Source organism: Thioalkalivibrio sp. XN279 (genome assembly GCF_011089885.1).
In the GTDB taxonomy this organism is placed as follows: Bacteria; Pseudomonadota; Gammaproteobacteria; order Steroidobacterales; family XN24; genus XN24.
The window spans coordinates 53782-77581 of record NZ_JAANBD010000027.1 but is presented as its reverse complement, the minus strand read 5'-3'; the positions used below and the strand labels follow the sequence as shown (position 1 = coordinate 77581).

General features: G+C 67.7%; 27 protein-coding genes and 1 tRNA gene. 18 read left to right on the top strand and 10 right to left on the bottom strand.

The features are described from left to right. The first annotated feature begins 41 nt into the window (after nt 1-41). From hflK to G8346_RS07295, 4 genes are read left to right on the top strand one after another with little or no spacing between them, the layout of a single operon-like run. Nucleotides 42-1181: an FtsH protease activity modulator HflK gene (hflK, locus tag G8346_RS07310; protein WP_166049744.1), complete on the top strand. Its 1140-nt coding sequence runs from the start codon at nt 42-44 to the stop codon at nt 1179-1181. Next, nucleotides 1181-2059 carry a protease modulator HflC gene (gene hflC, locus G8346_RS07305; RefSeq protein WP_240901362.1) on the top strand — a complete coding sequence of 293 codons (879 nt, stop codon included), beginning with the start codon at nt 1181-1183 and terminating at the stop codon, nt 2057-2059. The genes hflK and hflC overlap by 1 nt, the downstream gene beginning before the upstream one ends. Before the next feature lie 16 nt (nt 2060-2075). Beyond that, nucleotides 2076-2267, top strand: coding sequence for a DUF2065 domain-containing protein (locus G8346_RS07300; RefSeq protein WP_166049742.1), 192 nt, complete (start codon nt 2076-2078; stop codon nt 2265-2267). Between the two features lie 25 nt (nt 2268-2292). Continuing rightward, nucleotides 2293-3585: an adenylosuccinate synthase gene (locus G8346_RS07295; RefSeq protein WP_166049740.1), complete on the top strand. Its 1293-nt coding sequence runs from the start codon at nt 2293-2295 to the stop codon at nt 3583-3585. 22 nt (nt 3586-3607) lie between these two features. Here G8346_RS07295 and G8346_RS07290 read toward each other — a convergent pair whose 3' ends face one another. The 5 genes from G8346_RS07290 to G8346_RS07270 all read right to left on the bottom strand — a co-directional run bounded on the left by G8346_RS07290 (nt 3608) and on the right by G8346_RS07270 (nt 6962). Further along, complete coding sequence (locus G8346_RS07290; protein WP_166049738.1) at nt 3608-4243, bottom strand: BON domain-containing protein; 636 nt, start codon at nt 4241-4243, stop codon at nt 3608-3610. A 76-nt stretch (nt 4244-4319) separates the two neighbouring features. Next, nucleotides 4320-4499 (bottom strand): DUF1328 domain-containing protein, encoded by a 180-nt coding sequence (locus G8346_RS07285; protein ID WP_166050593.1) that lies wholly within the window; start codon nt 4497-4499, stop codon nt 4320-4322. A gap of 192 nt (nt 4500-4691) precedes the next feature. Further along, the gene (locus tag G8346_RS07280) at nt 4692-4976 is read right to left on the bottom strand and encodes a PRC-barrel domain-containing protein (RefSeq protein WP_166049736.1); all 285 of its coding nucleotides are present in this window, start codon (nt 4974-4976) and stop codon (nt 4692-4694) included. Between the two features lie 62 nt (nt 4977-5038). After that, nucleotides 5039-6370: a sigma-54 dependent transcriptional regulator gene (locus tag G8346_RS07275; protein ID WP_166049734.1), complete on the bottom strand. Its 1332-nt coding sequence runs from the start codon at nt 6368-6370 to the stop codon at nt 5039-5041. A gap of 52 nt (nt 6371-6422) precedes the next feature. Further along, nucleotides 6423-6962: a hypothetical protein gene (locus G8346_RS07270; RefSeq protein WP_166049732.1), complete on the bottom strand. Its 540-nt coding sequence runs from the start codon at nt 6960-6962 to the stop codon at nt 6423-6425. Nucleotides 6963-7110: 148 nt separating this feature from the next. Here G8346_RS07270 and G8346_RS07265 point away from each other — a divergent pair, with 148 nt between their 5' ends. The 4 genes from G8346_RS07265 (at nt 7111) to G8346_RS07250 (ending at nt 8821) form a co-directional block, all read left to right on the top strand. Continuing rightward, a complete protein-coding gene (locus tag G8346_RS07265; protein ID WP_166049730.1) occupies nt 7111-7428 on the top strand; it encodes a rhodanese-like domain-containing protein in 318 nt (105 codons plus the stop codon). After that, nucleotides 7429-7926: a pyridoxamine 5'-phosphate oxidase family protein gene (locus tag G8346_RS07260; RefSeq protein WP_166049728.1), complete on the top strand. Its 498-nt coding sequence runs from the start codon at nt 7429-7431 to the stop codon at nt 7924-7926. 54 nt (nt 7927-7980) lie between these two features. Further along, the gene (locus G8346_RS07255) at nt 7981-8481 is read left to right on the top strand and encodes a BON domain-containing protein (RefSeq protein WP_166049726.1); all 501 of its coding nucleotides are present in this window, start codon (nt 7981-7983) and stop codon (nt 8479-8481) included. Nucleotides 8482-8575: 94 nt separating this feature from the next. Then, nucleotides 8576-8821: a hypothetical protein gene (locus tag G8346_RS07250; protein ID WP_166049724.1), complete on the top strand. Its 246-nt coding sequence runs from the start codon at nt 8576-8578 to the stop codon at nt 8819-8821. Nucleotides 8822-9068: 247 nt separating this feature from the next. On the opposite strand, the gene G8346_RS07245 is transcribed toward G8346_RS07250, so the two are convergent. Continuing rightward, nucleotides 9069-9155 (bottom strand) — tRNA-Leu (locus G8346_RS07245). Between the two features lie 121 nt (nt 9156-9276). On the opposite strand from G8346_RS07245, the gene rnr reads away from it, so the two are divergent. From rnr to alr, 8 genes are all read left to right on the top strand, one after another. After that, nucleotides 9277-11556, top strand: a complete 2280-nt coding sequence (gene rnr / locus G8346_RS07240; RefSeq protein WP_166049722.1) for a ribonuclease R — start codon at nt 9277-9279, stop codon at nt 11554-11556. Beyond that, nucleotides 11553-12293: a 23S rRNA (guanosine(2251)-2'-O)-methyltransferase RlmB gene (gene rlmB / locus G8346_RS07235; RefSeq protein ID WP_166049720.1), complete on the top strand. Its 741-nt coding sequence runs from the start codon at nt 11553-11555 to the stop codon at nt 12291-12293. The genes rnr and rlmB overlap by 4 nt, the downstream gene beginning before the upstream one ends. A 101-nt stretch (nt 12294-12394) precedes the next feature. After that, nucleotides 12395-12814 carry a 30S ribosomal protein S6 gene (rpsF, locus tag G8346_RS07230; RefSeq protein WP_166049718.1) on the top strand — a complete coding sequence of 140 codons (420 nt, stop codon included), beginning with the start codon at nt 12395-12397 and terminating at the stop codon, nt 12812-12814. 13 nt (nt 12815-12827) lie between these two features. Next, nucleotides 12828-13052, top strand: a complete 225-nt coding sequence (gene rpsR, locus G8346_RS07225; RefSeq protein WP_166049717.1) for a 30S ribosomal protein S18 — start codon at nt 12828-12830, stop codon at nt 13050-13052. 59 nt (nt 13053-13111) lie between these two features. Continuing rightward, entirely contained in the window at nt 13112-13987 is an 876-nt protein-coding gene (locus G8346_RS07220; RefSeq protein ID WP_166049714.1) for a hypothetical protein, read from the top strand. Between the two features lie 49 nt (nt 13988-14036). Beyond that, nucleotides 14037-14486 carry a 50S ribosomal protein L9 gene (gene rplI, locus G8346_RS07215; RefSeq protein WP_166049712.1) on the top strand — a complete coding sequence of 150 codons (450 nt, stop codon included), beginning with the start codon at nt 14037-14039 and terminating at the stop codon, nt 14484-14486. A gap of 90 nt (nt 14487-14576) precedes the next feature. Further along, nucleotides 14577-15962, top strand: a complete 1386-nt coding sequence (dnaB, locus tag G8346_RS07210; protein ID WP_370520583.1) for a replicative DNA helicase — start codon at nt 14577-14579, stop codon at nt 15960-15962. Further along, nucleotides 15934-17061: an alanine racemase gene (gene alr, locus G8346_RS07205; protein WP_166049708.1), complete on the top strand. Its 1128-nt coding sequence runs from the start codon at nt 15934-15936 to the stop codon at nt 17059-17061. Before dnaB ends, alr begins: the two co-directional genes overlap by 29 nt. 20 nt (nt 17062-17081) lie before the next feature. Here alr and G8346_RS07200 read toward each other — a convergent pair whose 3' ends face one another. Both G8346_RS07200 and G8346_RS07195 read right to left on the bottom strand, forming a co-directional pair. Next, nucleotides 17082-17774 (bottom strand): FHA domain-containing protein, encoded by a 693-nt coding sequence (locus G8346_RS07200; protein WP_166049706.1) that lies wholly within the window; start codon nt 17772-17774, stop codon nt 17082-17084. A gap of 25 nt (nt 17775-17799) precedes the next feature. Beyond that, on the bottom strand, nt 17800-18624 hold the full coding sequence (locus G8346_RS07195) for a Stp1/IreP family PP2C-type Ser/Thr phosphatase (protein WP_166049704.1): 825 nt from the start codon (nt 18622-18624) through the stop codon (nt 17800-17802). A 223-nt stretch (nt 18625-18847) separates the two neighbouring features. On the opposite strand from G8346_RS07195, the gene radA reads away from it, so the two are divergent. Beyond that, on the top strand, nt 18848-20194 hold the full coding sequence (radA, locus tag G8346_RS07190) for a DNA repair protein RadA (RefSeq protein WP_166049702.1): 1347 nt from the start codon (nt 18848-18850) through the stop codon (nt 20192-20194). Here the strand turns inward: radA and G8346_RS07185 are convergent. Together G8346_RS07185 and G8346_RS07180 are read right to left on the bottom strand one after the other, a co-directional pair. After that, nucleotides 20191-21468, bottom strand: coding sequence for an HlyC/CorC family transporter (locus tag G8346_RS07185; RefSeq protein ID WP_166049700.1), 1278 nt, complete (start codon nt 21466-21468; stop codon nt 20191-20193). The genes radA and G8346_RS07185 overlap by 4 nt on opposite strands. Nucleotides 21469-21484: 16 nt before the next feature. Beyond that, nucleotides 21485-22297, bottom strand: coding sequence for an inner membrane protein YpjD (locus G8346_RS07180; RefSeq protein ID WP_166049698.1), 813 nt, complete (start codon nt 22295-22297; stop codon nt 21485-21487). 128 nt (nt 22298-22425) lie between these two features. Between G8346_RS07180 and ffh the strand changes: the two genes are divergently transcribed. Beyond that, complete coding sequence (gene ffh, locus G8346_RS07175; protein WP_166049696.1) at nt 22426-23778, top strand: signal recognition particle protein; 1353 nt, start codon at nt 22426-22428, stop codon at nt 23776-23778. Nucleotides 23779-23800: the final 22 nt, after the last annotated feature.

Below are 23800 nucleotides of genomic sequence, written 5' to 3'. Positions count from 1 at the left end.
GCGCGGCGCTCTGCGCGCGTCACAATCAACGAAGGAACATCATGGCTTGGAACGAACCTGGCAAGGGCGGTAATCCCTGGAACGCGGGCGGTGGCAAAGAAGGGCCGCCGGACCTGGACAAGGTCGTACGCGACCTGCAGCGGAAGCTCTCGGGGGTGTTCGGCGGCAAAGGCCGCTCCGGTGGTTCCGGCGGCGGTGCGGCAGGCGCCGGCATCGGCCTGGTGGCTGCGGCCGCGATCGTGCTGTGGCTGTTGTCGGGCTTTTACCAGGTGGACGAGGCGGAGCGCGGCGTGGTGCTGCAGTTCGGCGCCTACCAGAAGACCACCCTGCCGGGCCTGCACTGGCATCTCCCGTATCCTTTCCAGCGCGTCGAGACGGTGAACGTCTCCCAGGTGGATTCTTTCAACCACTCCACGCGCATGCTGACCTCGGACGAGAACATCGTCAGCGTCGACCTGCGGGTGCAGTTCCGGCGCACCGACGCCCAGGCCTTCCTGTTCAATGTGCGTAACCCCGAGGAGACGCTCGGCGAGGTGACCGAGACCGCCATTCGCGAGGTGGTGGGTAAGAGCACGCTCGATTTCGTGCTCACCGAGGGCCGCGCCGAGGTCGCTGCCCGCGCGCGCGAGATCATCCAGTCCACGCTGGACGCCTACGGCGCCGGCATCGAGATCACCTCGGTGAACCTCGAGGACGCCAACTTCCCCTCCCAGGTCGAGGCGGCCGTGCAGGACGCCATCAAGGCGCGCGAGGATCGCGATCGCCTGGCCCTGGAGGCGGAAGCGTATGCCAATGACGTCGTGCCGCGGGCCCGTGGTAACGCCGCCAGGCTGCTGGAAAGCGCCGAGGCCTACCGCGCCCAGGTGATCGCGGAGGCGGAAGGTGAAAGCGACCGCTTCATCGCGCTGCTGACGGAGTACCAGCGCGCGCCCGCAGTGACGCGCCAGCGCCTTTACTACGAGACGCTGGAGCAGGTGCTCGGCAACTCGGCCAAGGTGCTCATCGACGCCGAGGGCAGCGGGACGCTGATGTACCTGCCCATCGAAGAGTTGCTGAAGCGCTCGGGTGGCAGTGCCACCCGCCTGGTGGACCCGGCCGACCAGGGCCAGCCGAATACGCTGCGCCAGACGGAAACGTCGCCCACGCCGACAACCGACCTGCGCTCGAGGGGGACTCGCTGATGGGTGCCAAGACCACTACCCTGATCCTGGCCGTCGCGGCGGCCGCGCTGCTGCTGTCGATGTCCGTATTCACGGTCGATGAGCGCGAGTACGCCATCAAGCTGCGTTTCGGCGAAATCGTGCGAATGGACTTCGAGCCGGGGCTGCATTTCAAGATGCCCTTCGTCAACACCGTGCGTAAGTTCGATAACCGCGTGTTGACCCGCAACAACCCCAACGAGCCCTTCCTGACGGCGGAGAAGAAGAACCTGCGGGTGGACTTCTACGTCAAGTGGCGCATCGTGGACGTGGGCCAGTATTTCCGCGCCACGGCCGGTGACGAGCGCCTGGCCACCAGCCGCTTGCTGGAAATCATGAAGGACGGGCTGCGCGCGCAGTTTGCGCGCCAGACGGTGCAGGAGGTCGTGACGGCCGATCGCTCCGATGTCGTCAACGAGCTCATGGACACCGCGGGTGTGACCGCGCGCGAGCTGGGCATCGAGATCGTGGACGTGCGCGTCAAGACGCTCGACCTGCCGCCGGATGTGAGCGAGAGCGTGTTCAACCGCATGCGCCAGGAGCGCGCCCGCGTCGCGGCCCAGCTGCGCGCCGAGGGCGCCGAGACGGCGGAGCGCATCCGTTCGGACGCCGACCGCCAGCGCACCATCATCATCGCCGAGGCGCAGCGCGACTCGCAGCGTATCCGCGGTGCCGGCGACGCCCGTGCGGCCGACATCTACGCCGAGGCCTTCAATCGCGACCAGGGCTTCTTCCAGTTCTGGCGCAGCATGCAGGCCTACCGCACGGCGGTCGGGCGCGGCGACGACATGCTGGTGATCGCGCCGGACGGCGAGTTCTTCCGCTTCCTCAAGGATCCGGCCGGCGGCGCAGGGCCCTGAGGAGCGCCCTGGCGCCATGAACTGGACCGACCTGTTGTCGGCCGTCGCGCTGGTCATGGTGATCGAGGGCTTGCTGCCCTTCGCCAACCCGCGCGGATCGCGCCGCGCCATGGCCATGCTGGCGCAGATGCCGGACGACAAGCTGCGTCTCGCGGGCCTCGCCAGCATCGTGGCGGGCGTGGTGCTGCTGTATTTCGTGCGTTCCTGAACTGAACGAGGGGAGGGCTCCGCCCGTGGGCAAGAACGTGGTGGTTATCGGCACCCAGTGGGGTGACGAGGGCAAGGGCAAGATCGTCGACCTCCTGACCGACCGGGTTGCCGCAGTGGTTCGCTTCCAGGGCGGCCACAACGCCGGACATACGCTGGTCATCGAGGGACGCAAGACCATCGTGCGCCTGTTGCCGTCCGGCATCCTGCGCGAGGGCGTGGCCTGCCTCATCGGCAACGGCGTCGTGGTTTCGCCTGAGGCATTGCTGGGCGAGCTCGACGAACTCACGGCAAACGGCGTGCCGGTGGCGGAGCGGCTGCGCATCAGCCCGGCCTGCCCGCTGATCATTCCCTCCCACGTGGCGCTGGATGCAGCCCGGGAGCATGCCAAGGGCGCGGCCAAGATCGGCACCACCGGTCGCGGCATCGGTCCGGCCTACGAGGACAAGGTGGCGCGCCGCGCGCTGCGTGTCTCCGACCTGGCGCACCGCGAGCGCTTCGCCGCCAAGCTGGGCGAGGTGCTGGACTTCCACAATTTCGTTTTGCAGCGCTATTTCCAGCGCGACCCGGTGGATTTCCAGGAGACCCTGGAGACCCTGCTGGTGCAGGGGGAACGGATCCTGCCGATGATGGCGGACGTCGCCAGCCTGCTCGAAGACTATCGGCGCGCCGGCAGCAACGTGCTGTTCGAGGGCGCACAGGGCGCCCTGCTGGACATCGACCAGGGCACTTATCCCTACGTCACCTCCTCGAACACGACCGCCGGCGGCGCCTGCACCGGCGCCGGGGTGGGGCCGCGCGCCATCGACCACGTGCTTGGCATCGTCAAGGCCTATACCACGCGCGTGGGCGCCGGGCCGTTCCCGACGGAGCTGTTCGACGAGATGGGCGAGCATCTCGCCCGCGTCGGGCACGAGTTCGGCTCGGTCACCGGCCGCGCCCGGCGCTGCGGCTGGTTCGACGCCGTGGCGCTGCGGCGGTCCATCGCCCTCAACAGCGTCTCCGGGCTGTGCATTACCAAGCTCGACGTGCTGGACGCCATCGACACCATCCGCATCTGCGTGGGTTACGAGGTGGGCGGCAAGCTGGTGGAGACGCCGCCGCTGGCCGCCGACCAGTATGCGGAGATCGTGCCCGTGTACGAGGACGTGCCGGGGTGGAAAAGCTCCACGGTCGGCCTGACCCGGTACGAGGAGTTGCCCGAAAACGCGCGCGCATACCTCGACCGCCTGCAAGAGGTGGTGGGCGTGCCGATCGAAATCATTTCCACCGGGCCCGACCGGGCCGAGACCATCGTCCTGCGCAACCCCTTCGACTGAGGCGGGCGGACCGCCAGTGTCCTCACTTCTTCTCGAGGTCGATCTTGTTGCGCACTTCGGCGACGCCGCCGGTGTTAGCTGCGATCACTTCTGCCAGCTCCTTCTCGGCCTCGGAGGCGACTGCGCCGCCAAGCGTGACCACGCCGTCTTCGCTACTGACCGAAATCGCAAGCCCTGAAGTGTTGTCGCTGGCCAGCAGGCGCGCCTTCACGCGTGTCGTCAAGGCAGCGTCCCGCGCCGTGTCCTGCATTTGTTCGAGCACGCCGGGTTCCCCGCCGTCGACGACCAGGCCGTTGCGCACCGTGCGGACGCCCTCGACAGACCGGGCGAGCTCTGTGGCAAGTTCCTTGCGGGCTTCGCTTTCCACCGCGCCTTCGAGATAGGCCACGCCGTCCTTGACATCGGTGTCGATTTCGAACGCGCTGAGGGTGTCGCTTGCAGCGAGCTTGGTTTCGAGCGCCAGGTGGATGCGTACGTCCGCTGCAGTATCGCGCACCGTTTCCGCAATTTGTTCGGTGGACTTCCCGGCTTCATCGGCGCCTACATCGGCCGCCGACGTCGAGGTGATCGCGGGCAACGGTGCCAGGAACAACCCCACCATCAGCCATGCGGCCACTTTGGGATTACTGGTTTCACGTGCGCTGTGCAACAGATTCATGGTTGGCGTTTCCTTTGGTTGTTGGTGGCCGAAAGCGCCGTTCTCCGGCGCGCTGTGCTGTGGTTCGCAATGCAGTTCACACGCGGGGCCCGGAGCGTGGCCCGACCAGGCGGGCCAACAGCGACACCGCCAGTAGAGCGAGAAATATGAAGAACAGGATTTGCGCTATCCACGCAGCGGAGCCGGCAATGCCGCCGAATCCCAGGAACCCCGCGATGAGGGCGATGATGAAAAATGCGAGTGCCCAGCCAAGCATCAGATTCTCCCTATTCGATTCCAAGCCAAAGTCGGTGTTCATCCGTCACGGCGATCCCGTCACGGTGATCCGTCACCTGGAAATGATGCAATCACTGTGCCAACGTCTTTCCGGGGTTGCCCCGGCTCTACATAGCCCTGTCACCGGGAATTCACGGTACGAGCGCAGAAGAATTTTCCCGCGGGTAGGAAACTATTTCCGCGGCGGCCGTCCTGCAGGCGGCGGGATGTCGCGCATCTGCCGCAACGCCTCGCCGCTGACGCCAAGCTTGATGGCATCCCCTTGCTCGCCGGGGGAAACGAGCCTCCATGGCACGGCCACGGTACGGCACGCGGCGCCTTCCGCGGGCGCGGTGTTAACCAGCAGGTAGCAGATGGTGGCCGGGGCCGGGTCGTCCAGGAGGAGATCACTGACCGTGCCGAGTGGCCGGCCGTGCCGGTCCACGACGGGCATGCCGAATAGAGTACTTGCGCGCATTCCGCTTACCGCTCGCTCGATGATTGAATTACCTGCTTGTGTGCAGGAAACGTGCCGGACGGCTACGAAGAGCGGTACTTTTTCAGCTTGGAATAGAGAGTCCTCCGGCTGATGCCGAGTGCCTCGGCCGCGGCTTTGCGGTCATCCCCGAAGTGAGACACCGTGGCGAGGATGGTGCGCCGTTCGACCTCGGCCAGTGGCTGCCCGACACGGACGCGCAGGTAGTCCCCCTGGTTCGGGTCGGGGTCGATGATGCGGGCGGGGAGGTCGTCGGGGCGAATGCTGTCGTCCGCCAGCACGAAGGCCCGGGCCATGGTGTTCTTGAGTTCACGCACATTGCCCGGCCACTCATGCAGGCGCAGCAGTTCCAACGCCTCGTCGGAAAGGCTTTTCGCCGTGCCATTGGCCGCATTCATTGCGGCGAGGAATGTGTCTGCCAGCAGCCCGATGTCTTCGCCGCGTTCGCGCAGCGCAGGGATCCGGATCGGGAATTGAGCCAGGCGATAATACAGGTCCTCCCGCAACGTTCCGTCGTGGACGGCCTCGTCCGGATCGCGGTTGGTCGCCGCTACCACCCGCGTGTCGATCGGGATTTCCTGCTCGCCCCCAACCCGCCGAATCCCGGCGGATTCCAGCACCCGCAAGAGCTTGACCTGGAGCGGGGGCGACATTTCCGTGATCTCGTCGAGGAACAGGGTGCCGCCCTCGGCACGCTCGAAGAAACCGACGTGCTTGCTGCTGGCGCCGGTAAAGCTGCCTTTCTCATGGCCGAAGAGCTCGCTCTCGAGAATGTCCGGGCTGATGGCCCCGCAGTTCACGGGCACCAGCGGCCCCTCCCGCCGCTTGCTGAAGCCGTGGATGGCCTGTGCCGCAAGTTCCTTGCCGACGCCGCTCTCGCCGCACAACAGCACCGTCATGTCAGTCGGACCCACCTTGCGCAGCAGTCGGAACAGGCGCTGCATCGGGCGCGATTCCCCTTGCATCCCATGGCGCTCGGCCAGCAGGATGTCCTCCGTGGCGGACGGGTCGGGCTGCGTCACCGCGGCCTTGATCCTGCCGAGCGCCTGGTGCAGCCGCGCCGGATCGATGGGCTTCGCCAGGTAGTCGGCGGCCCCCAGGTGCATGCCGCGTACGGCGCTGGAGAGCCGGGGGTCGTCAGTCATCAAGAGCAGCTTGACGATCCGGCCGAGCTGGCCCGATGCAAGGAACTCCATCGTGTCGGGCTCGAGGATGTCGTAGTCGACGAGCGCCATGTCTGGCGGATCCCGCAGCAGCGCCCCGCGCAGGTCCTTCAGGGTGGTCGCGACCTGGACCGCATACCCTGCTTCCCGGAACGTATCGGAAAGGGGGACCACGGTCTCGGCATCGTCACAATAGATCAGGGCCTGCAGCATCGGGCCTCAGCGCTCCTTGCCTGGCCCCTGATTTTAGCCGATCGGGCGCGAACTACGACCCGGCGCCGAACAGGTACGGATCCCCTTCCGCCGCGGCGAGTATTTCGCGCGCCTTGTGTGCCTGCTTGCGGTCCGTCGCGTGAACCACGACCGGGAAGTCGCCAGCGCGCGCATCGTCGCGTGCCGCCGCCGCCAGCCAGCCCTTGGTCGGGCGGATCGAGAGCAGCCCGCCCAGCAACAATCCGGCCACCACGCCGAATGCGACCGCGACAAACAGCATCAGCCCGGGCATCGCCAGCACCAGCGGCAGGCGCGCGTACCAGGCGAACAGCCAGCAGAGTGCGCCGACCAGGAGTCCGGCCGCGCCAAGCAACGCGTGCCAGCGAATCAGTGCCGTGCGCGTGGCGCGCTTCTCAGCGCTCCGCGCGACCCGCATGTGGCCCTGGCCTTCCAGGATCTCGACTTGAGCGGGTGCGATGTCTTGCGCCGCGAGCTCCCGCACGGCGCGTTCGGCGGCGGCCCTGGAGCGGAAGCGCGCGCCAACGTCGACCGGGGCGGGATCAATGGCAACTTTGTCTTTCATGTCGAGCATGTGAACTCCTCTTGCAGCATCTCCTAGCGTTTACGAAGCAAGTAGCGTGAAGCAAGTAGCGTGCCACCCTGGCGCCGGGAAATCAGACGGAACTCTCGCGGCTCACATGCAACGAATATAGGTACATGCAAGAAAAATCGGGGGCTTCATGCAGCCCATCAGCAGAGAGACACTGGAAAAAATGAACGAGCAGAAGAAGGAAGACTTCGTGCTCATTAACGTGCTTCCCCGCGAGGCGTTCCGGGACGCGCACATCAGGACGTCCATCAATATCCCGCACGAGGATGACGATTTCGCCAAGGACGTCGAGAAGGTCGCCGGCGGCAAGGACCGGAAGGTCGTCCTATACTGTGCGAGCAAGGATTGCGATGCGTCGCCCACAGCGGCGCGGAAACTCGACCAGGCCGGTTTCGAGAAAGTCTATGACTACGAAGGGGGCACCAGGGACTGGCTGCAGAATCACTAGATGATCGCTGACGACCACGACATCCAGCGATTCGAGGACCTTCTGCAGCAGTTCGATCATGCCATGCTGGTGAGCGTGGCACGCGACGGCACACTGCATGCCCGGCCGATGGCCATCGCGGAGAGCGATGGCGCGGTGCTGCGCTTTGCGACCAGTAACCGCTCCGCCAAGACGGCTGAGGTCGCGATGGACCCGAGGGTCTCCGTCGTCATGCAGGGCAACGGCACTTACCTGGCCGTTTCGGGCACGGCCTCCGTCAGCGAAGAGCCCGCGCGCATCCGGCAACTGTGGCAGCCCGCATGGCGGCCATGGTTCCCCGAGGGCCCCGACGATCCCAGCCTGGTGCTGCTCGAGGTCGATCCCGAGCGTGCGGAGTACTGGGACCGCAAGGGCGCGCGCCGGCTCGAATACCTGTGGGAGGCCGGCAAGGCGCTGGCGACCGGCCGCCGCGTATCCGAGGAGGCGCTCTCCGGGCACGGGAAGTTCTTCTTCGGCTGATCCCGAGCCGTGCCTTACGCCGAGCCGGAAGCTCTATATTTCAAGGAGATATTTATGAATTATGAATTCGCCGACAGGAATAGAATCCTGCGCACCGCATGCCTCGTCACGTTGCTGGCAGCACCGCTGGCGGCGTGTTCTGATCGCCCGGACACACCGGAGGGTGCGCAGCCGGACGTGCAGCAGATGGTGCGCGACAAGGAAGCCGAGCGCAGGCCGGGAAGCGAGCAGCCCGAGGTGACGGCGAACGACGTCGACTACGACGATGAGTACGGCAAGCCGCGCGAATCCTGGACGGGCGGTACGACCGCGGGCGACGGTGAGATCGAAGGCTCCGCGGAGAACGATGCACGCGCCGAGCGCATGCTCAGGGAAGAACTCGCGGGGCGCGATGGGTTCCGCGCCATTGAAATCGATGTACAGGATGGTATCGCGCATCTCCGGGGTGAGGTGGAATCCATCGTCGAGTACCGCGAGGCCGAGACCCTGGCTATGGCCATGGAAGACGTCGTCGAGGTCAGGAACGACCTGGAGATCGCTGCGCGTAGCGATTAGCCGTCACAGCGATGCGTGGGGCAGCAGCGTGAGGGATGTGCCCGCGGCTTAATCCCTATGGATTATCGCGGCGACTGCCGGTTAGCCTCACGCGATGATTGCGCGTCAACGTGAACATGCGCCGCTGCGCTACCTGGCGGCGCCGGCAGGAACGGTATGCCTGGCGCTGCTTGCAGCCGCGGCGGCTGCCGCGGCAGGCGCGCCGGCAATCGCCCGAAGAGTCCTCGGCGACGTACAGGAACAAGTCGAGCCCGAGACCTGGCTGCTTGTCGTGCCTCCCGAAGACGAGATGGAAGCGGCGCTGGATCGCCTGCTCGAGGCCTACGACGGCGAGGATTGAGTGAGCATGAAGTCGTGTGGCGCGGGCTGTTGATTGCCGTACTTGCCGTATTGGGCGCCGGAGCTTGGAGTGGCGAGGCGCCTGCCCAACTGAAAGCGCAGGCGCCGACAAGCATCGTTTTCGATGGCTTGGAACACGCCGGAGTCATTGATGCGTGACGCTGACGTGTCAGTGTATGTGCTCACTATCCGCCCGGATCGCTGATTCGTTCAGCGCAATCCCGGTCAGGGAGTCGTGGCGAAGTATTTGGTGCCGAGGAGAGGACTTGAACCTCCACGGGGTTACCCCCACTGGCACCTGAAGCCAGCGCGTCTACCAATTCCGCCACCTCGGCACGAGGGAAAAGCAGGGAACCCTGCTGAGCGGGACGCGAAGAATACGGCCGCCGTGTATCCTTGTCAACGCGGCCGGGCCAGATTCCGGGCGCCACTCTCCATGAATTCCAGGAAGCACATATGAAACGTACCGGACGGCGTGGTGGCACGCCGACTCGACCCCGCAATGACAAGCCGGACAGCGAGCGTTACCGCGTCGCCATCCCCTCCCGCGAGGAGGTCTTGAAGGCGCTGGAACAGGCCGGCCGGCCGCTGGAGCCGAAGGCGCTGCACGAGGCGCTGGGCATCGCGGACGACGAGGTGCGCAGCGCGCTCGGCAACCGGCTGCGCGCCATGATCCGCGACGGCCAGATCATCGCCAACCGGCGCGGGCATTACTGCCTGGTGGGCCATATCGGCCTGGTGACCGGCATCGTCACGGGCCATCGCGACGGCTACGGCTTCGTCACGCCCGACGCGGGCGGCGAGGACATCTACCTCTCGCCGCGCGAGATGCGCGAAGCCATGCATGGCGACAAGGTTGCAGTGCGCATCGCCCGCACCGATGCGCGCGGCCGTGCCGAGGGCAAGCTGGTCGAGGTATTGGCGCGCAACACGTCCGAGATCGTGGGGCGCTACGTGCGCGAGAGCGGCATCGGCTTCGTGGTGCCCGACAACCGCCGCTTCAGCCAGAGCATCGCCGTGCCGCCGCGTGACGCCAAGGGCGCGAAGCCCGGCGACATCGTGGTGGTTGAATTGACCGATGCGCCGAGCCGCGACACTCAACCGGTCGGCCGGGTAGTGGAGAACCTCGGCGAGGCCGGCGGCCCCGGGATGGAAACCGAGATCGCCATGCGTGCCCATGGCCTGCCGTTCCGCTGGCCGGAGGAGGCGCTGGCCGAGGCCGAGGCCTGGGGCGACCGGGTGCGGCCGTCCGCCAAGCGCGGGCGGCTCGACCTGCGCGACGTGCCGCTGGTCACCATCGACGGTGCCGATGCCAAGGATTTCGACGACGCCGTGTGGTGCGAGCGGGTGGGCAAGGGCTGGCGCCTTCTCGTCGCCATTGCCGACGTGTCGCACCACGTCCCGGCAGACGGCCCGCTGGACACGGAGGCGCGCGAGCGCGGCACCTCGGTGTACTTCCCGCGCAAGGTGATCCCCATGCTGCCGGAGAGCCTGTCCAACGGACTGTGCTCCCTCAACCCCGGCGTGGACCGGCTGTGCATGGTGTGCGAGATGGAGGTTGGCCCCACCGGCACGGTCCGGTCCGCGAAGTTCCACGAGGGGCTGATGCGTTCGCACGCACGCCTCACTTATGACGAGGTCGCAGGCATCCTGGTCGAGGGTGATCCGGGGCTGCGGCGCCGCCACGAGAAGCTGCTGCCTCATCTCGAGGCGCTGCACGAGCTGTGGCGGGCGCTGGCGAAGGCCAGGGCGCGGCGCGGTGCGGTGGACTTCGACCTGCCCGAGGTGGTGCTGCGCTTCGATCCCAAGGGACACATCGCACGCATCGAGCCGCGCCATCGCAACGACGCCCACCGCATCATCGAGGAGTGCATGATCGCGGCCAACGTCGAGGCGGCGAGTTTCCTCGAGAAGCACAAGATCCCGACGCTCTACCGGGTGCATGCCCCGCCCGAGGAGGACCGGCTCACGGCCCTGCGGGAGTTCCTCGGGGCTTTCGGCCTCAAGCTGCCGACCCGCGAGCGCCTGGAACCGAAGCACCTCTCGGAGCTGGTGGCGGAGGTGGCCGGGCGTCCCGACGCGGACCTGATCGAGACGGTGATCCTGCGCTCCATGAGCCAGGCGGTGTACCGGCCGGAGAACATCGGTCACTTCGGCCTGGCACTGGAGCGCTACGCCCACTTCACCTCGCCGATCCGGCGTTACCCGGACCTGCTCGTCCACCGCGCCATCCGTCACCTGCTGCGCAACGGCAAGGCCGAGGGCTTCGAGCACGGGGGGCGCGAGATGGAAGGCTTCGGCCGCCATTGCTCCATGACCGAGCGGCGCGCCGACGAGGCCACGCGCGACGCCATGGACTGGCTGAAGTGCGAGTTCATGCAGGACCGCATCGGCGAGGAGTTCGACGCCATCGTCACCGGCGTGGTGGAGTTCGGCTTGTTCGTGCAGATCCCCGAATACCAGATCGACGGCCTGGTGCATGTCAGTTCCCTGGGCGGCGACTACTACCAGCGCGACCCCGTGCACCAGCGGCTGGTGGGCGAGCATACCGGGCGGGTGTTCCGGCTCAGTGACCGGCTGCCGGTGCGGCTCATCCGCGTCAGCATGGAGGATCGCAAGATCGACTTCGAGCTGGTGGAGGCGGCGCCCCCCGAGCGCGAGCCGAAAAAGGGCACACGCAAGCGCGGCGGACGAGGCGGGGGCGAGAAGAGCGGTCGCAGGGGCGGGCGCCGGTGAGCACGCGGGAACTGGCCTGGGGGCTGCATCCGGTGCGCGAGGTGTTGCAGCGCGCACCGGAGCGGGTGCTCGAGCTGTGGGCCCTGGGCGGGCGTGCAGACGCGCGCATGGCCGAGGTGCTCGCGCTGGCCGAGGCGCAGGGTGTTCGCTGCCAGTTCGTGCCGCGTGAGACTCTCGACGGCATGGCCGGCGGCGGCGTGCACCAGGGGGTGGTGGCGCGGCTGGCCCCTGCGGCGCCCCTGGACGAGAACGACCTGTATGAACTGCTGGACCGGTTGCAGGAGCCGCCGTTCCTGCTGGTCCTGGACGGTGTGCAGGACCCGCATAACCTCGGCGCCTGCCTGCGCACCGCCGACGCCGCCGGGGCGCACGCGGTGATCGTGCCCAAGGATCGCGCCGCCGGGCTGACGCCGGCCGCGCGCAAGGCCGCGGCCGGGGCGGCCGAAACCGTGCCACTGGTCCAGGTCGTGAACCTTGCCCGCTGCCTGCGGGCCCTGAAGGAGAGGGGGATCTGGGTCGCCGGCGCAGAGGCCGGCGGCCAGCCTGCATTCGAGGCCGACCTGTCCGGCCCGTTGGCCCTGGTGCTCGGCGCCGAGGGCGCCGGCCTGCGCCGCCTGACCCGGGAGCATTGCGACCTGCTGCTGAGCCTGCCGATGAAGGGCGCGGTAGAGAGCCTCAACGTATCCGTGGCGGCCGGCATCCTGCTCTACCTGGCGCTTGCGCGCAGGGGGGATTAACCGTTATCCTGCCGGGCTTCGCGCTGGCATTGGGCCGGCGCGATTTCCCTGCCGCACCGCCATGCCGGGCGGGCGGCTGCACCAATCCGAAGGGAGACAACATGCGGCACTACGAGATCGTGTTCCTGGTCCATCCGGACCAGAGCGAGCAGGTCCCTGCCATGATCGAACGCTATCGCGGGATGATCGAGGCCGACGGGGGCACTATTCACCGCCAGGAAGACTGGGGCCGGCGCCAGCTCGCCTTTCCCATACTCAAGGTCCACAAGGCCCACTACGTGCTGCTCAACATCGAGTGCAGCAAGGCCACGCTGGACGAACTCACCGGCGCCTTCCGCTTCAACGACGCCGTCCTGCGTCACATGGTCATTGCCCGTGACGAGGCCGTCACCGAGCCTTCGCCCATGGCGAAGCCGGAGGAGGAGCGCGGCGAGGGCCGTCGCCGCAGCCGTGACGACGATGACGACAACGATGATGACGACGACGACGATGATGATCGTGGTCGCGCGTCGGATGACTGAGGAGTAGCAGGACATGGCACGTTTCATGCGCAGGAGAAAGTTCTGCCGCTTCACGGCAGACGATGTGAAGGAGATCGACTACAAGGATCTCGCCACGCTCAAGGCCTACGTGACGGAGACCGGGAAGATCGTTCCGAGCCGCATCACGGGGACGCGTTCGAACTACCAGCGCCAGCTCGCGGTCGCCATCAAGCGCGCCCGTTACCTGGCGCTGCTGCCCTACACCGACCGTCACTGACGGTCGGTGCCGCCCGGGCGGCGCAGAGCAGCGCAGAGCAGCGCCCGGGAGGTGCGGGGATGGCGGAATTTGCCCGCTGGATAACTGAGCGTGATTACCGCGCCGCCCTCATGGCGGCCGGCCTCGCCCTGTTACCGATGCTTGCGCCGTTGAGCTGCGCGGTCTTGTCGCTGGCGGCATTGCAGCGCGGGGCGGGCGCCGGCTGGCGGGCTGCAGCGGGTGCGGCGGCGCTGCTCGTGCTGGTCGGCTGGGCGTCGGGCGCGCACCCCTTGGCGGGCGTGATCTCGGCGGTGATGATCTGGGCGCCGACGCTCGCGGTGACGCAGTTGCTGATCAGCAGCGGTTCCCTGTCTGCGGCGGCGCGCCTGGCGACCATTGGCGCCCTGTTGCTGGCCGGTGGCTGGGCGCTTGCGGCGCCGGTGCAGGGCGAGCCGTGGCTGGGGCTGGTGAACGAACTGGTCACGCCGCTGGCGACCCAGACCGGGACGGACCCGGTGCTGCTGTCCGAGCGCCTGCTGGCGCTGATGCCCGGCATCATCGCAGCCTCGCTGCTGGTGGTGTCGCTGGGCGGGATGTTCCTCGCCATGTGGCTGCATGCGGCCCTGAAGACGCCGGGCGCCTTCGGCGAGGCCTTCCGCACGCTGCAGCTCGGGCCCGGCGTGGGCGGAGTAGGGGCCGTGGCGATGCTCGTGGGGCTGGCCGGCGGACCCGCCGGTGCCGCGGCAGTGGCGATGCCTGCCGGCGCGGCGCTGATGCTCCAGGGCATCGCAGTGATGCACGGCATGGTAAAAATCCGCGGCCTGCACCGCGGCTGGCTGATTGGCGGATGGGTGGCCCTGGTGCTGCTTTCGCCCTGGGCAATGATGGCGTTTGCGTTTTACGGCTTGCTGGACACCTTCCTGGACTTACGCCGCAGGGCGGCCGGCAGGAATTGATCACACAGGCTCCGGGGCAGGGTTCCGGAGGAGATAGAGGACGAGGACGATGGAAGTAATTCTGCTGGACAAGGTCGAGAACCTCGGCGGCATCGGCGACAAGGTCAAGGTGAAGCCGGGCTACGCGCGTAACTACCTGCTGCCGCAAGGCAAGGCGGCACGGGCGACGCCGGAGAACATCGCCGAATTCGAGGCGCGCCGCGCCGAGCTGGAAGCGAAAGCAGCCGCGGTGATCGCGGACGCCAAGGCCCGGGCCGAGAAGATCGAGGGTCTCGCGCTGACCATCCGCGCCAAGGCCGGTTCGGAGGGCAAGCTGTTCGGTTCCGTGGGCCCGGTGGACATCGCCGAGGCGGCCGAGGCTGCCGGCGTGACCATCGAGCGCAGCGAGATCCGCCTGGCGGAGGGCCCGCTGCGTGCCGTGGGTACGCACGAGGTCGAAGTGCACCTGCATTCAGAGGTCTCGGTGCCCATCACGGTGACGGTGGAAGCCGAGGAATGATCGGGCGGCCGTGCTGCCTGGCAGCACGGCCTGCCTGTGCTAATGTGGCAAGCTCGCGTTCGCGGGCAAGGTCGTAGTCCATTGGCAGGTATTCCTGAATCGGTATATCCGGGCCGCAACACCGAGGCGTTGCGCACCCCGCCGCACTCAGTGGAAGCCGAGCAGTCGGTGCTCGGCGGCCTGATGCTGGACAACAGCGCCTGGGACACCATCGCGGACGCGGTTTCGGCCGGCGATTTCTACCGCCGCGATCACAAGCTCATCTTCACTGCCATCGGTGAACTCGCCGAACGCGGCGAGCCGTCGGACGCCGTGACTGTCTCCGAGTTGCTCGACCGCAAGGGCGAGCTGGACGATGCGGGCGGGCTGGCCTATCTCGGGCAGCTGGCGCGCGAGACCCCGAGCGCCGCCAATATCAAGGCCTACGCCGCCATCGTGCGCGAGCGCGCCATGTTGCGCGAGCTCATCCGCATCGGCGGCGAGATCGCCTCCAGTGCCTACCAGCCGGAGGGCCGGGACGCCGGCGCGCTGGTCGACGAGGCCGAGCGCAAGGTGTTCGAGATCGCCGAGCAGGGCAAGCGGCGCGGCGCGGGTTTCCAGCCGCTGAAACGCATCCTCGGCACCACCATCGACCGGCTCGACGAGCTGCAGAAGAACGAGGGCGACGTCACCGGTCTCGGCACCGGCTTCAAGGACCTCGACACCATGACCGCCGGCCTCCAGCCGGGTGACCTGGTCATCATCGCGGGCCGTCCCTCCATGGGTAAAACCAGCTTCGCCATGAACATGGCCGAGCATGCCGCCATCGGGCTCGAGAAGTCCGTGGCCATTTTCAGCATGGAGATGTCGGCCGAGCAGCTGTCGTTCCGCATGATCTCCTCGCTGGGCCGGGTGAACCAGTCGAACCTGCGGCGCGGCCGGTTCTCGGACGAGGACTGGAGCCGGATCAATTCCGCCGTGTCCGTGATGTCCCGGGCCAGGGTGTTCATCGACGACACACCGGCCCTGAACCCGACCGAGCTGCGGGCGCGCTCGCGACGGCTGAAGCGCGAGCATGGCCTCGATCTCATCGTGGTCGATTACCTGCAGCTGATGCAGGTCAGCGGCACGGCAGAGAACCGGGCCACCGAGATCTCTGAGATCTCGCGTTCGCTCAAGGCGCTGGCGCGCGAACTCGAGGTGCCGGTGATCACCTTGTCGCAGCTCAATCGCAGCGTCGAGCAGCGCACTGACAAGCGGCCGGTGATGTCGGACCTGCGCGAGTCCGGCGCCATCGAGCAGGACGCCGACCTGATCGCTTTCATCTACCGCGAGGAGGTCTACAACAAGGACTCCACCCGCAAGGGCATCGCGGACATCATCGTCGCCAAGCAGCGGAACGGCCCGATCGGCGATGTGCAGCTGACCTTCCTCGGCGAATACACGAAGTTCGAGAATTACCTGCCCGATGCCTACGGCAGCGCCTCCTTCGGCTGAGCGGGACCCGGGCGAGCAGCCCCCGCGCCGCGCCGCTCGCGCCACCGTGTCGAGCGCTGCGCTGCGCCACAACCTGCGACGGGCACGCGAACTGGCCCGCGGGGCCCGCGTCATGGCCGTGATCAAGGCCAATGGCTACGGGCACGGCCTGGTCGGCACAGCCCGCGCCTTGCGGGACGCGGACGCCTTTGCCGTGGCGCGCATGGAGGAGGCGGTGGCGCTGCGCGAGGCAGCACTCGACAATCCCATCGTCCTGCTCGAGGGCGTGCTGGATGCGCAACAGCTGCCGCTGGCCTCGGCGCTGGGCCTCGAACTGGTGGTGCACTCGCCGGAACAGCTGGAGATGCTCGAGTCGACGACGCTGTCGCGGCCGGTGCAGGCCTGGCTCAAGCTGGACACCGGCATGAACCGGCTCGGCGTATCGCCCGAGATGGGACGCGAGGCCCTGCGCCGCCTGGAGAGAAGCGACAACGTGCTGCCCGGCGTGCGCCTGATGACGCACCTGGCGTGCGCCGACGAGCGCGACGAGGCGGTCACTGCGCAGCAGCTGGCCCGTTTCGACGCGGCTCTCGGCGACCTGCCGGGCGAGCGCAGCATTGCCAACTCGGCGGGTCTGCTGTGGCGGCCGGACGCCCATGCGGAGTGGGTCCGGCCCGGCATCATGCTGTACGGCGTGTCGCCGTTCGCCGACAACACTGGCGAGGACCTCGGCCTGCGGCCGGCGATGGAACTCCTCAGCACCGTGATCGCCCTGCGCACGGTGCGGCGCGGGGAGCGCGTCGGCTACGGCGGCGTCTGGACCGCGCGGGAGGACGCCCGCGTGGCCATCGCCGCGATCGGCTACGGCGACGGCTACAGTCGTCACCTGGGAAGCGGGGCCCCGGTGCTGGTGCGCAACCAGCGGGCGCCGCTTGCCGGTCGCATCTCCATGGACATGATCGCGGTCGACGTGACGCGCGTCCCCGAAGTCCGGGTCGGTGACGAGGTGACGCTCTGGGGCGCCGGCCTGCCGGTAGAGGAGCTGGCGCGGCTTGCCGGCACGATCCCCTACGAGCTGCTGTGCGGGGTGACGCAACGCGTCGGCGTCACCATGAGCTGACGGTGACGGGACACCGGGACTCAGCCCGCGAAGAAACCCATCTTGATGCCGGCCACTTCGAGCACGTCGTTGTCATTGAGCCGGCGCGCGCCGGCGCCGAGTGGCTCCCCGTTCACCATTGGCGTGCCCTTGCTCTCGCCCCGGTTCATGCTGATCGCGGAGTAGCTGTCGCCGCGCCGCGTCACGGCGATGACCTGTACTCCAGGCCTGCCGAGGGTGGTGATCGGCTTCTTCAGTTCCAGTTCGCGCCCGGCGAACGCGCCGGTGAGAATCTGCAGGCGGGCGGGGGGCGCCTGCAGCAGGCTGGTGGCTACCTCGGCATCCGCTCGCTCAGTGGAAACCGGTTCCGGCGGCGGACGGTCCATCCTGAGCTCGCGCGGCGACAGCACCAGGGTCTTTTCGATGGACTCGGCACCGTCCTCCAGCTCGCTGTCGACGAACTTCAGCTGGTGGTGCCCGATGGTGATGACGTCGCCGTGCGACAGAGCATGCTTCTTGATGAGCCGCCCGTTGACGTAAGTCCCGTTGGTGCTGTTCAAATCCTCGAGGAAGGAGTCGTTGAGGATGTTGATGACGAGCGAGTGATGCCCGCTCACGGCGGGGTTGTCGATGCGGATGTCGTTGTCCGCGAGACGGCCGACGGTATAGCGCTCCTTGCTGAGGTTGTACTCCGCAAGGGTCTGTCCGTTCAGGCTGAGAATCATCCGGGCCATATCTGCTCCGACCAGCGTCCGGGCGTCAACCGAACCAACCCTTGAGGCGGCTGACGATGCCGCGCGACTCGGCGAACGACTCGACCACCTGCGCCAGGCACACTGATATGTTGTCCCGGCCGCCGTTGGTGTTCGCCAGCTGCACCAGCTGTTCGCCGCCGGTGCTGAGGTTAGCACTAAAGGTGCTGAGCGTTAAATGGATGTCTTCCTCCTCGACCATGTCGGACAAGCCGTCGGAGCAGAGCATGTAGATGTCGTCTTTCTTGACCGTTTCTTCCTGGATCTCCACCTCGACGTTGGGCTCCACGCCGAGGGCCCGCGTGACGTAGTTGCGGTTGGCCGAGCGCATGGCCTCTTCATGCGAGAAATAGCCGCGATCGACCAGTTCCTGCATCAGCGAATGGTCGAGGGTCAGCTGTTCGAAGCGGCTCTTGCGCAGCCGGTAGACACGGGAGTCGCCGACGTGCGCGATCGAGGCGCGGTTGTCGTGGAACAGGCAGGCCGCGATGGTGGTGCCCATGCCGCGGCACTGCGGCTGGGTCTGGGCGGTCTGCCAGATGATCTTGTTGGCGCGGATGATGGCGTTGCGGAGCACGATGCTCTGGCGCATGAGGCCGCTGGTTTCGTCGATGTCGCTGCGTGTTTCCCGCTGCACGCCGGCGCGCACCATGTCGGCGACCGTCTTGATGGCGAGTTCGGCCGCAACCTCGCCGGCATTGTAGCCGCCCATGCCGTCTGCAAGGACCACGAGCCCGAGCTCCATGTCCCCGAACACGGCATCCTCGTTGTGATCCCGCACCTGGCCGGTGTGCGTGAACTCGAAGTAGCGGATTTTTTCCTTGAGGCTCATCAGTTGGTCTTGTCCGTAATGGTCCCGGTGCGCGCACTGCTGCCGTGCCATCACGGCCTGTCGGGCCGGTCTCTCCGCGCCCGACCGGTAATTGAACAGCTTAATACACCCTTTCCACAAGTCCGAGGAAAGCATCACATTAATCAGGCCCGGATGCGCCGCGCTTGCGGCCGGCATCCCGTGCCATATACCTTGTCTGACTGCCGCCGGCACCGGAGATCGCATGGCCAAGCCGAAGACATTGTTCGTCTGCAGCGAATGCGGAGGTTCCAGCCCGAAGTGGGTCGGACAGTGTCCCGACTGTGGACGCTGGAACACGCTCGAGGAGAGTCTCGACACCGCGCGGCCGCGCGCCGTCGGCTGGGCGGGCGAGGCGCCCCGGCTGGTGTCCGAAGTCGAGGCGGAGTCAGAGTCGCGCTGGCCCACGGGCATCGGCGAGCTGGACCGCGTGCTGGGTGGCGGGCTGGTGCCCGGCTCGGTCACCCTGATCGGCGGCGATCCCGGCATCGGCAAGTCCACCCTGCTGCTGCAGGCCGCGGTGCGCCTGGCCGGCGCCATGCCGACCCTGTACGTCACCGGCGAGGAGTCGCTGCGCCAGGTGGGGATGCGCGCGCGTCGCATCGGCATGGAAGAAGGCGCCCTCAAGCTGCTGGCGGAAACCAATATCGAGCGCATCCTGGCCCAGGCCGACACAGTGCGCCCGCGGGTGCTGGTGGTGGACTCGATCCAGACCATGCACACCGACGCGCTGCAGTCGGCCCCCGGCGCGGTGGCCCAGCTGCGCGAGAGTTCGGCGCGCCTGGTGCGTTATGCCAAGCAGGGCGGACCGGCAGTGTTCCTGGTCGGCCACGTCACCAAGGACGGCGCCATCGCCGGCCCGCGCGTGCTGGAGCACATGGTAGACGCGGTGTTGTATTTCGAGAGCGACGTGGGCAGCCGCTTCCGCATCATCCGCGCGGTCAAGAACCGCTTCGGCGCCGCCAACGAGATCGGCGTGTTCGCCATGACCGGCCAGGGCTTGCGCGAGGTGCTCAACCCGTCCTCGATCTTTCTCTCCGGTCACGACGCCGCCGTCTCGGGCAGCGCCGTCATGGTGGCGCGCGAGGGCAGCCGGCCGCTGCTGGTCGAGGTCCAGGCGCTGGTCGACGAGAGCCATGGCGGGCACCCCCGGCGCGTCTCGGTGGGGCTGGATTCCAACCGCCTGGCGCTGCTGCTCGCCGTGATGCACCGGCACGCGGGCATCGCGATGTACGACCAGGACGTGTTCGTCAACGTCGTGGGCGGGGTGCGCATCGTCGAGACCGCGGCGGACCTGCCGATGTTGCTGGCGGCGCTGGGCAGCCTGCGCGACCGGCCGCTGGAGCGCGGGCTGGTCTCCTTCGGGGAGGTCGGGCTGGCGGGCGAGATCCGGCCGGTGCCCTACGGCGAAGAGCGCCTGCGCGAAGCCGCCAAGCACGGCTTCCGGCGTGCCGTGGTGCCCGCGGCGAATGCGCCGCGCGCACGCCTGGAAGGTCTCGAAGTGGTGCCCGTGAAACGCCTCGGCGAGGCCATCGAGGCGGCCTTCGGCTAGCCGTCCGAACCGGCCGGCTTCCCCGGCGGGCGCACCCGCACGGCGCGCACGGCGTTGTCCGCAGTCTGCACGATCTCCAGCCCGTAGCCCGCCAGCTGCAGCGTGGCGCCAGCCTCGGGGATCGTCTCCAGTCGCTCGACTATCAGCCCGTTGAGTGTCTTCGGCCCGTCGGTGGGCAAGCGCCACGCCATCATGCGGTTGAGCTCGCGCACGTTCGCACCGCCGCTGACCATGTAGCTGCCATCCGGCTCGGCCTCGACATCGCGGTAGATGTCGGCCGGGTCCGTGGTGAATTCGCCCACGATCTCCTCGAGGATGTCGTCCAGGGTCACCAGCCCCTGGATGTCGCCGTATTCGTCCACCACCAGCGCGAGGCGCCGCTTGGCGCGCTGGAAATTCACCAGCTGCGTGTGCAGCGGCGTTCCCTCCGGGACGAAATAGGGCTCCAGCGCCTTGGCCTCCAGGTCTGCGCGGCTGAGCTCGCCGTCGGCCAGGCGACCGAGGATGGCGCGCAGGTGAATGATGCCGACGACCTGGTCGAGGTCGCCCCTGTACACCGGCATGCGCGTATGGCGGCTTTCCGCCAGTTGCTCCAGCAGGTCGTCCCAGTCGTCTTCGAGGTCAAGGCCATCGATGTCGTTGCGCGGCACCATGATGTCGTCGACGGTGACGTCCTGCAGCTCGAGCACGCTGATGAGCATGCGCTGGTGGCGCTTGGGGATCAGTGCACCCGCCTCGCTGACCACGGTGCGCAGCTCCTCGTGGGACAGCGCATGGCCCTGCACGTGCTCGGTGCTGACGCCCAGCAGCCGCAACACGCCGTTGGCCAGCAGGTTGACTGCCCACACCAGTGGATAGGTGACCTTGAGCAGCGGGTAGTAGATCAGAGCCGCAGGCAGCGCCAGGCGCTCCGGATGCAGGGCTGCAAGGGTTTTCGGTGCGACCTCGGAGAACACCAGGATCACCAGGGTCAGGATGCCGGCGCCGATCGCGATCGCTCCTTCGCCGCCGACGCGCAACGCGATCACGGTGACCAGCGAGGAGGCGAAGATGTTGACGAAGTTGTTGCCCAGCAGGATCAGGCCGATGAGGCGATCGGGGCGTTGCAGCAGGGCCTCCGCCATGCGCGCCGCGCGATGACCCTGGCGCGCGCGGTGGCGCAGCCGGTAGCGGTTGACGCTCATCAACGCCGTCTCGGTGCTGGAGAAGAACGCCGAGAGCAGCAGCAGCAGGGCCAGCAGGGAGAACAGTGTGCCTAGCGGGACCTCGTTCAAGGCGGGTGCGGACCTCCTAGCCCCACTGACGGCCGAGGATGAACTCCAGCACGAAGCGGCTGCCGAAATATGACAGCGCCAGCAGGCCGTATCCGGCCAGCACCCAGTGCACCGCCTGGCGGCCGCGCCAGCCGAGGCTCATGCGGCCGAACAGCAGCACCGCGAACACGCTCCAGGCCACGAGGGACAACACCGTCTTGTGCAGCAGGTGCTGCGCGAAGATGTCCTCGAGGAACATCAGCCCGCTGAAAAGCGCGAGCGTGAGCAGCGAAAAGCCGGCCACCAGCGCCGTGAACAGCGCGGACTCGAGGGACTCGAGCGGCGGCAGGATGCGTGTCCATGCCTGCAGGCGGCGCTGGCGCAGCGTGCGCTCGCGGTACAGGAACAGGATCGCCAGGGCGGCACCGAGACTCAGCAGGCTGTAGGCCAGGATGGACAGGGTCACGTGGGCGTGAATGCCCCAGTCCGGCGCGGCGCCGCTGGGCGCGACCGGGTCGGGCATCAGCGCCGCGAGGGCCGCCAGGCCCGCCGCCGGCAGAACCACGGCCGAGAGGCCGCGGAAACGCGGCTTGAGCGCCGCGAGCAGCGCGAAGGCGGCCAGCAGCCAGGCGACCAGGGAGAGGACGCCGCCCAGCGACAGGGCCGGGCCGCCAGCCGCGCCGATCAGCATGGCGAGGCCGAAGGAATGCAGTGCCAGCCCGGCCGCGCCGGTGAGCAGCGCGGGCGCGACACGGTCTAGCGCGGGCTCCGCGGATCCGCTCGCCAGCTGGCGCCGCAGCAACTGCAGCCCGGAAGCAAGGTAGAGGAGGAACACGATGATCGGTGTCATCAGGGCGCTCGATGGCCAGGGTCAAAACCGCATTCTGACACAGCGCCGCACCGGTATAGAAACGGGGAAATCCGAAGCGCGGCGCGGCGGGTATAATTGCCCACCGATTCCAGCAGCGACGCCGCCCGATGTTCGAGAACCTGACCGACCGCCTGTCCCGCGCCGGCGACGCCCTCAAGGGGCGTGGCCGCATCACCGAGGACAATATCCGCGACACCCTGCGCCAGGTGCGCATGGCCCTGCTGGAGGCGGACGTGGCCCTGCCCGTGGTCAAGGACTTCATCGCCCGCACCCGCGAGCGGGCGCTGGGCGCGGAGGTGGCCAAGAGCCTCACGCCGGGCCAGGCCTTCGTCAAGATCATCCACGACGAACTCGTGCGCACCATGGGCTCGGCCAACGAGAGCCTCAACCTGCGCGCCCAGCCGCCTGCGGTGGTAATGCTGGCGGGCCTGCAGGGCGCAGGCAAGACCACCACTGCCGCCAAGCTGGCGCGGCGCCTGCAGGAGCGTGACGGCAAGAAGGTGATGGTCGCCAGTGCCGACGTCTACCGTCCGGCCGCCATCCTCCAGCTCGAGCGCCTCGCCGCCGAGATCGGCGCGGCTTTTTTCCCCAGCGAGGCGGGGCAGGACCCGGTGGAGATCGCGCGGCGCGCGCTGGAGGCGGCACGGCGCGAATTGTGCGACGTGCTGATCATCGACACCGCCGGCCGCCTGCACGTGGACGGCGAGATGATGGCCGAGGCGGCGCGCATTCACGCGGCGGTGAGCCCGGTGGAGACGCTGTTCGTGGTCGACAGCATGGCCGGCCAGGACGCGGTGAACGCGGCGCGCGCCTTCGGCGAGGCGCTGGACCTCACCGGCGTGATCGTGACCAAGACCGACGGCGACGCGCGCGGCGGCGTGGCCCTCTCCGTGCGCCAGGTGACCGGCAAGCCGATCAAGTTCCTCGGCGCCGGCGAGAAGACCACTGCGCTCGAGCCCTTCCACCCCGACCGGCTGGCCTCGCGCATCCTCGGCATGGGGGACGTGGTGTCGCTGGTGGAGGAAGTCCAGCACAAGGTCGACCGCGAGCAGGCCGACAAGCTGGCGCGCAAGATTTCCAAGGGGCAGGGCTTCACGCTGCAGGACCTGCGCGACCAGATCCGGCAGATGCAGGACATGGGCGGACTGGCGGGCCTGCTGGACAAGCTCCCGGGCAAGGCCGTGCCGGCCAAGCTCGATTCCCGCCTCGGTGAGCGCGAGATGAAGCGCCAGGCCGCGGTGATCGACTCCATGACCCCGCGCGAGCGCCGTCATCCCGCGGTCATCGACGGCTCACGCAAGCGGCGCATCGCGGCCGGGGCGGGGGTGCAGGTACAGGAGGTCAACCGCCTGCTCAAGCAGCACGCCCAGATGCAGAAAATGATGAAGAAATTCAGCAAGGGCGGGATGACGAAGATGATGCGCGCCATGAAGGGGCGCCTGCCGCCGGGCTTCGGTTGAGGGCGCTGCGGCCTCGCTCTTC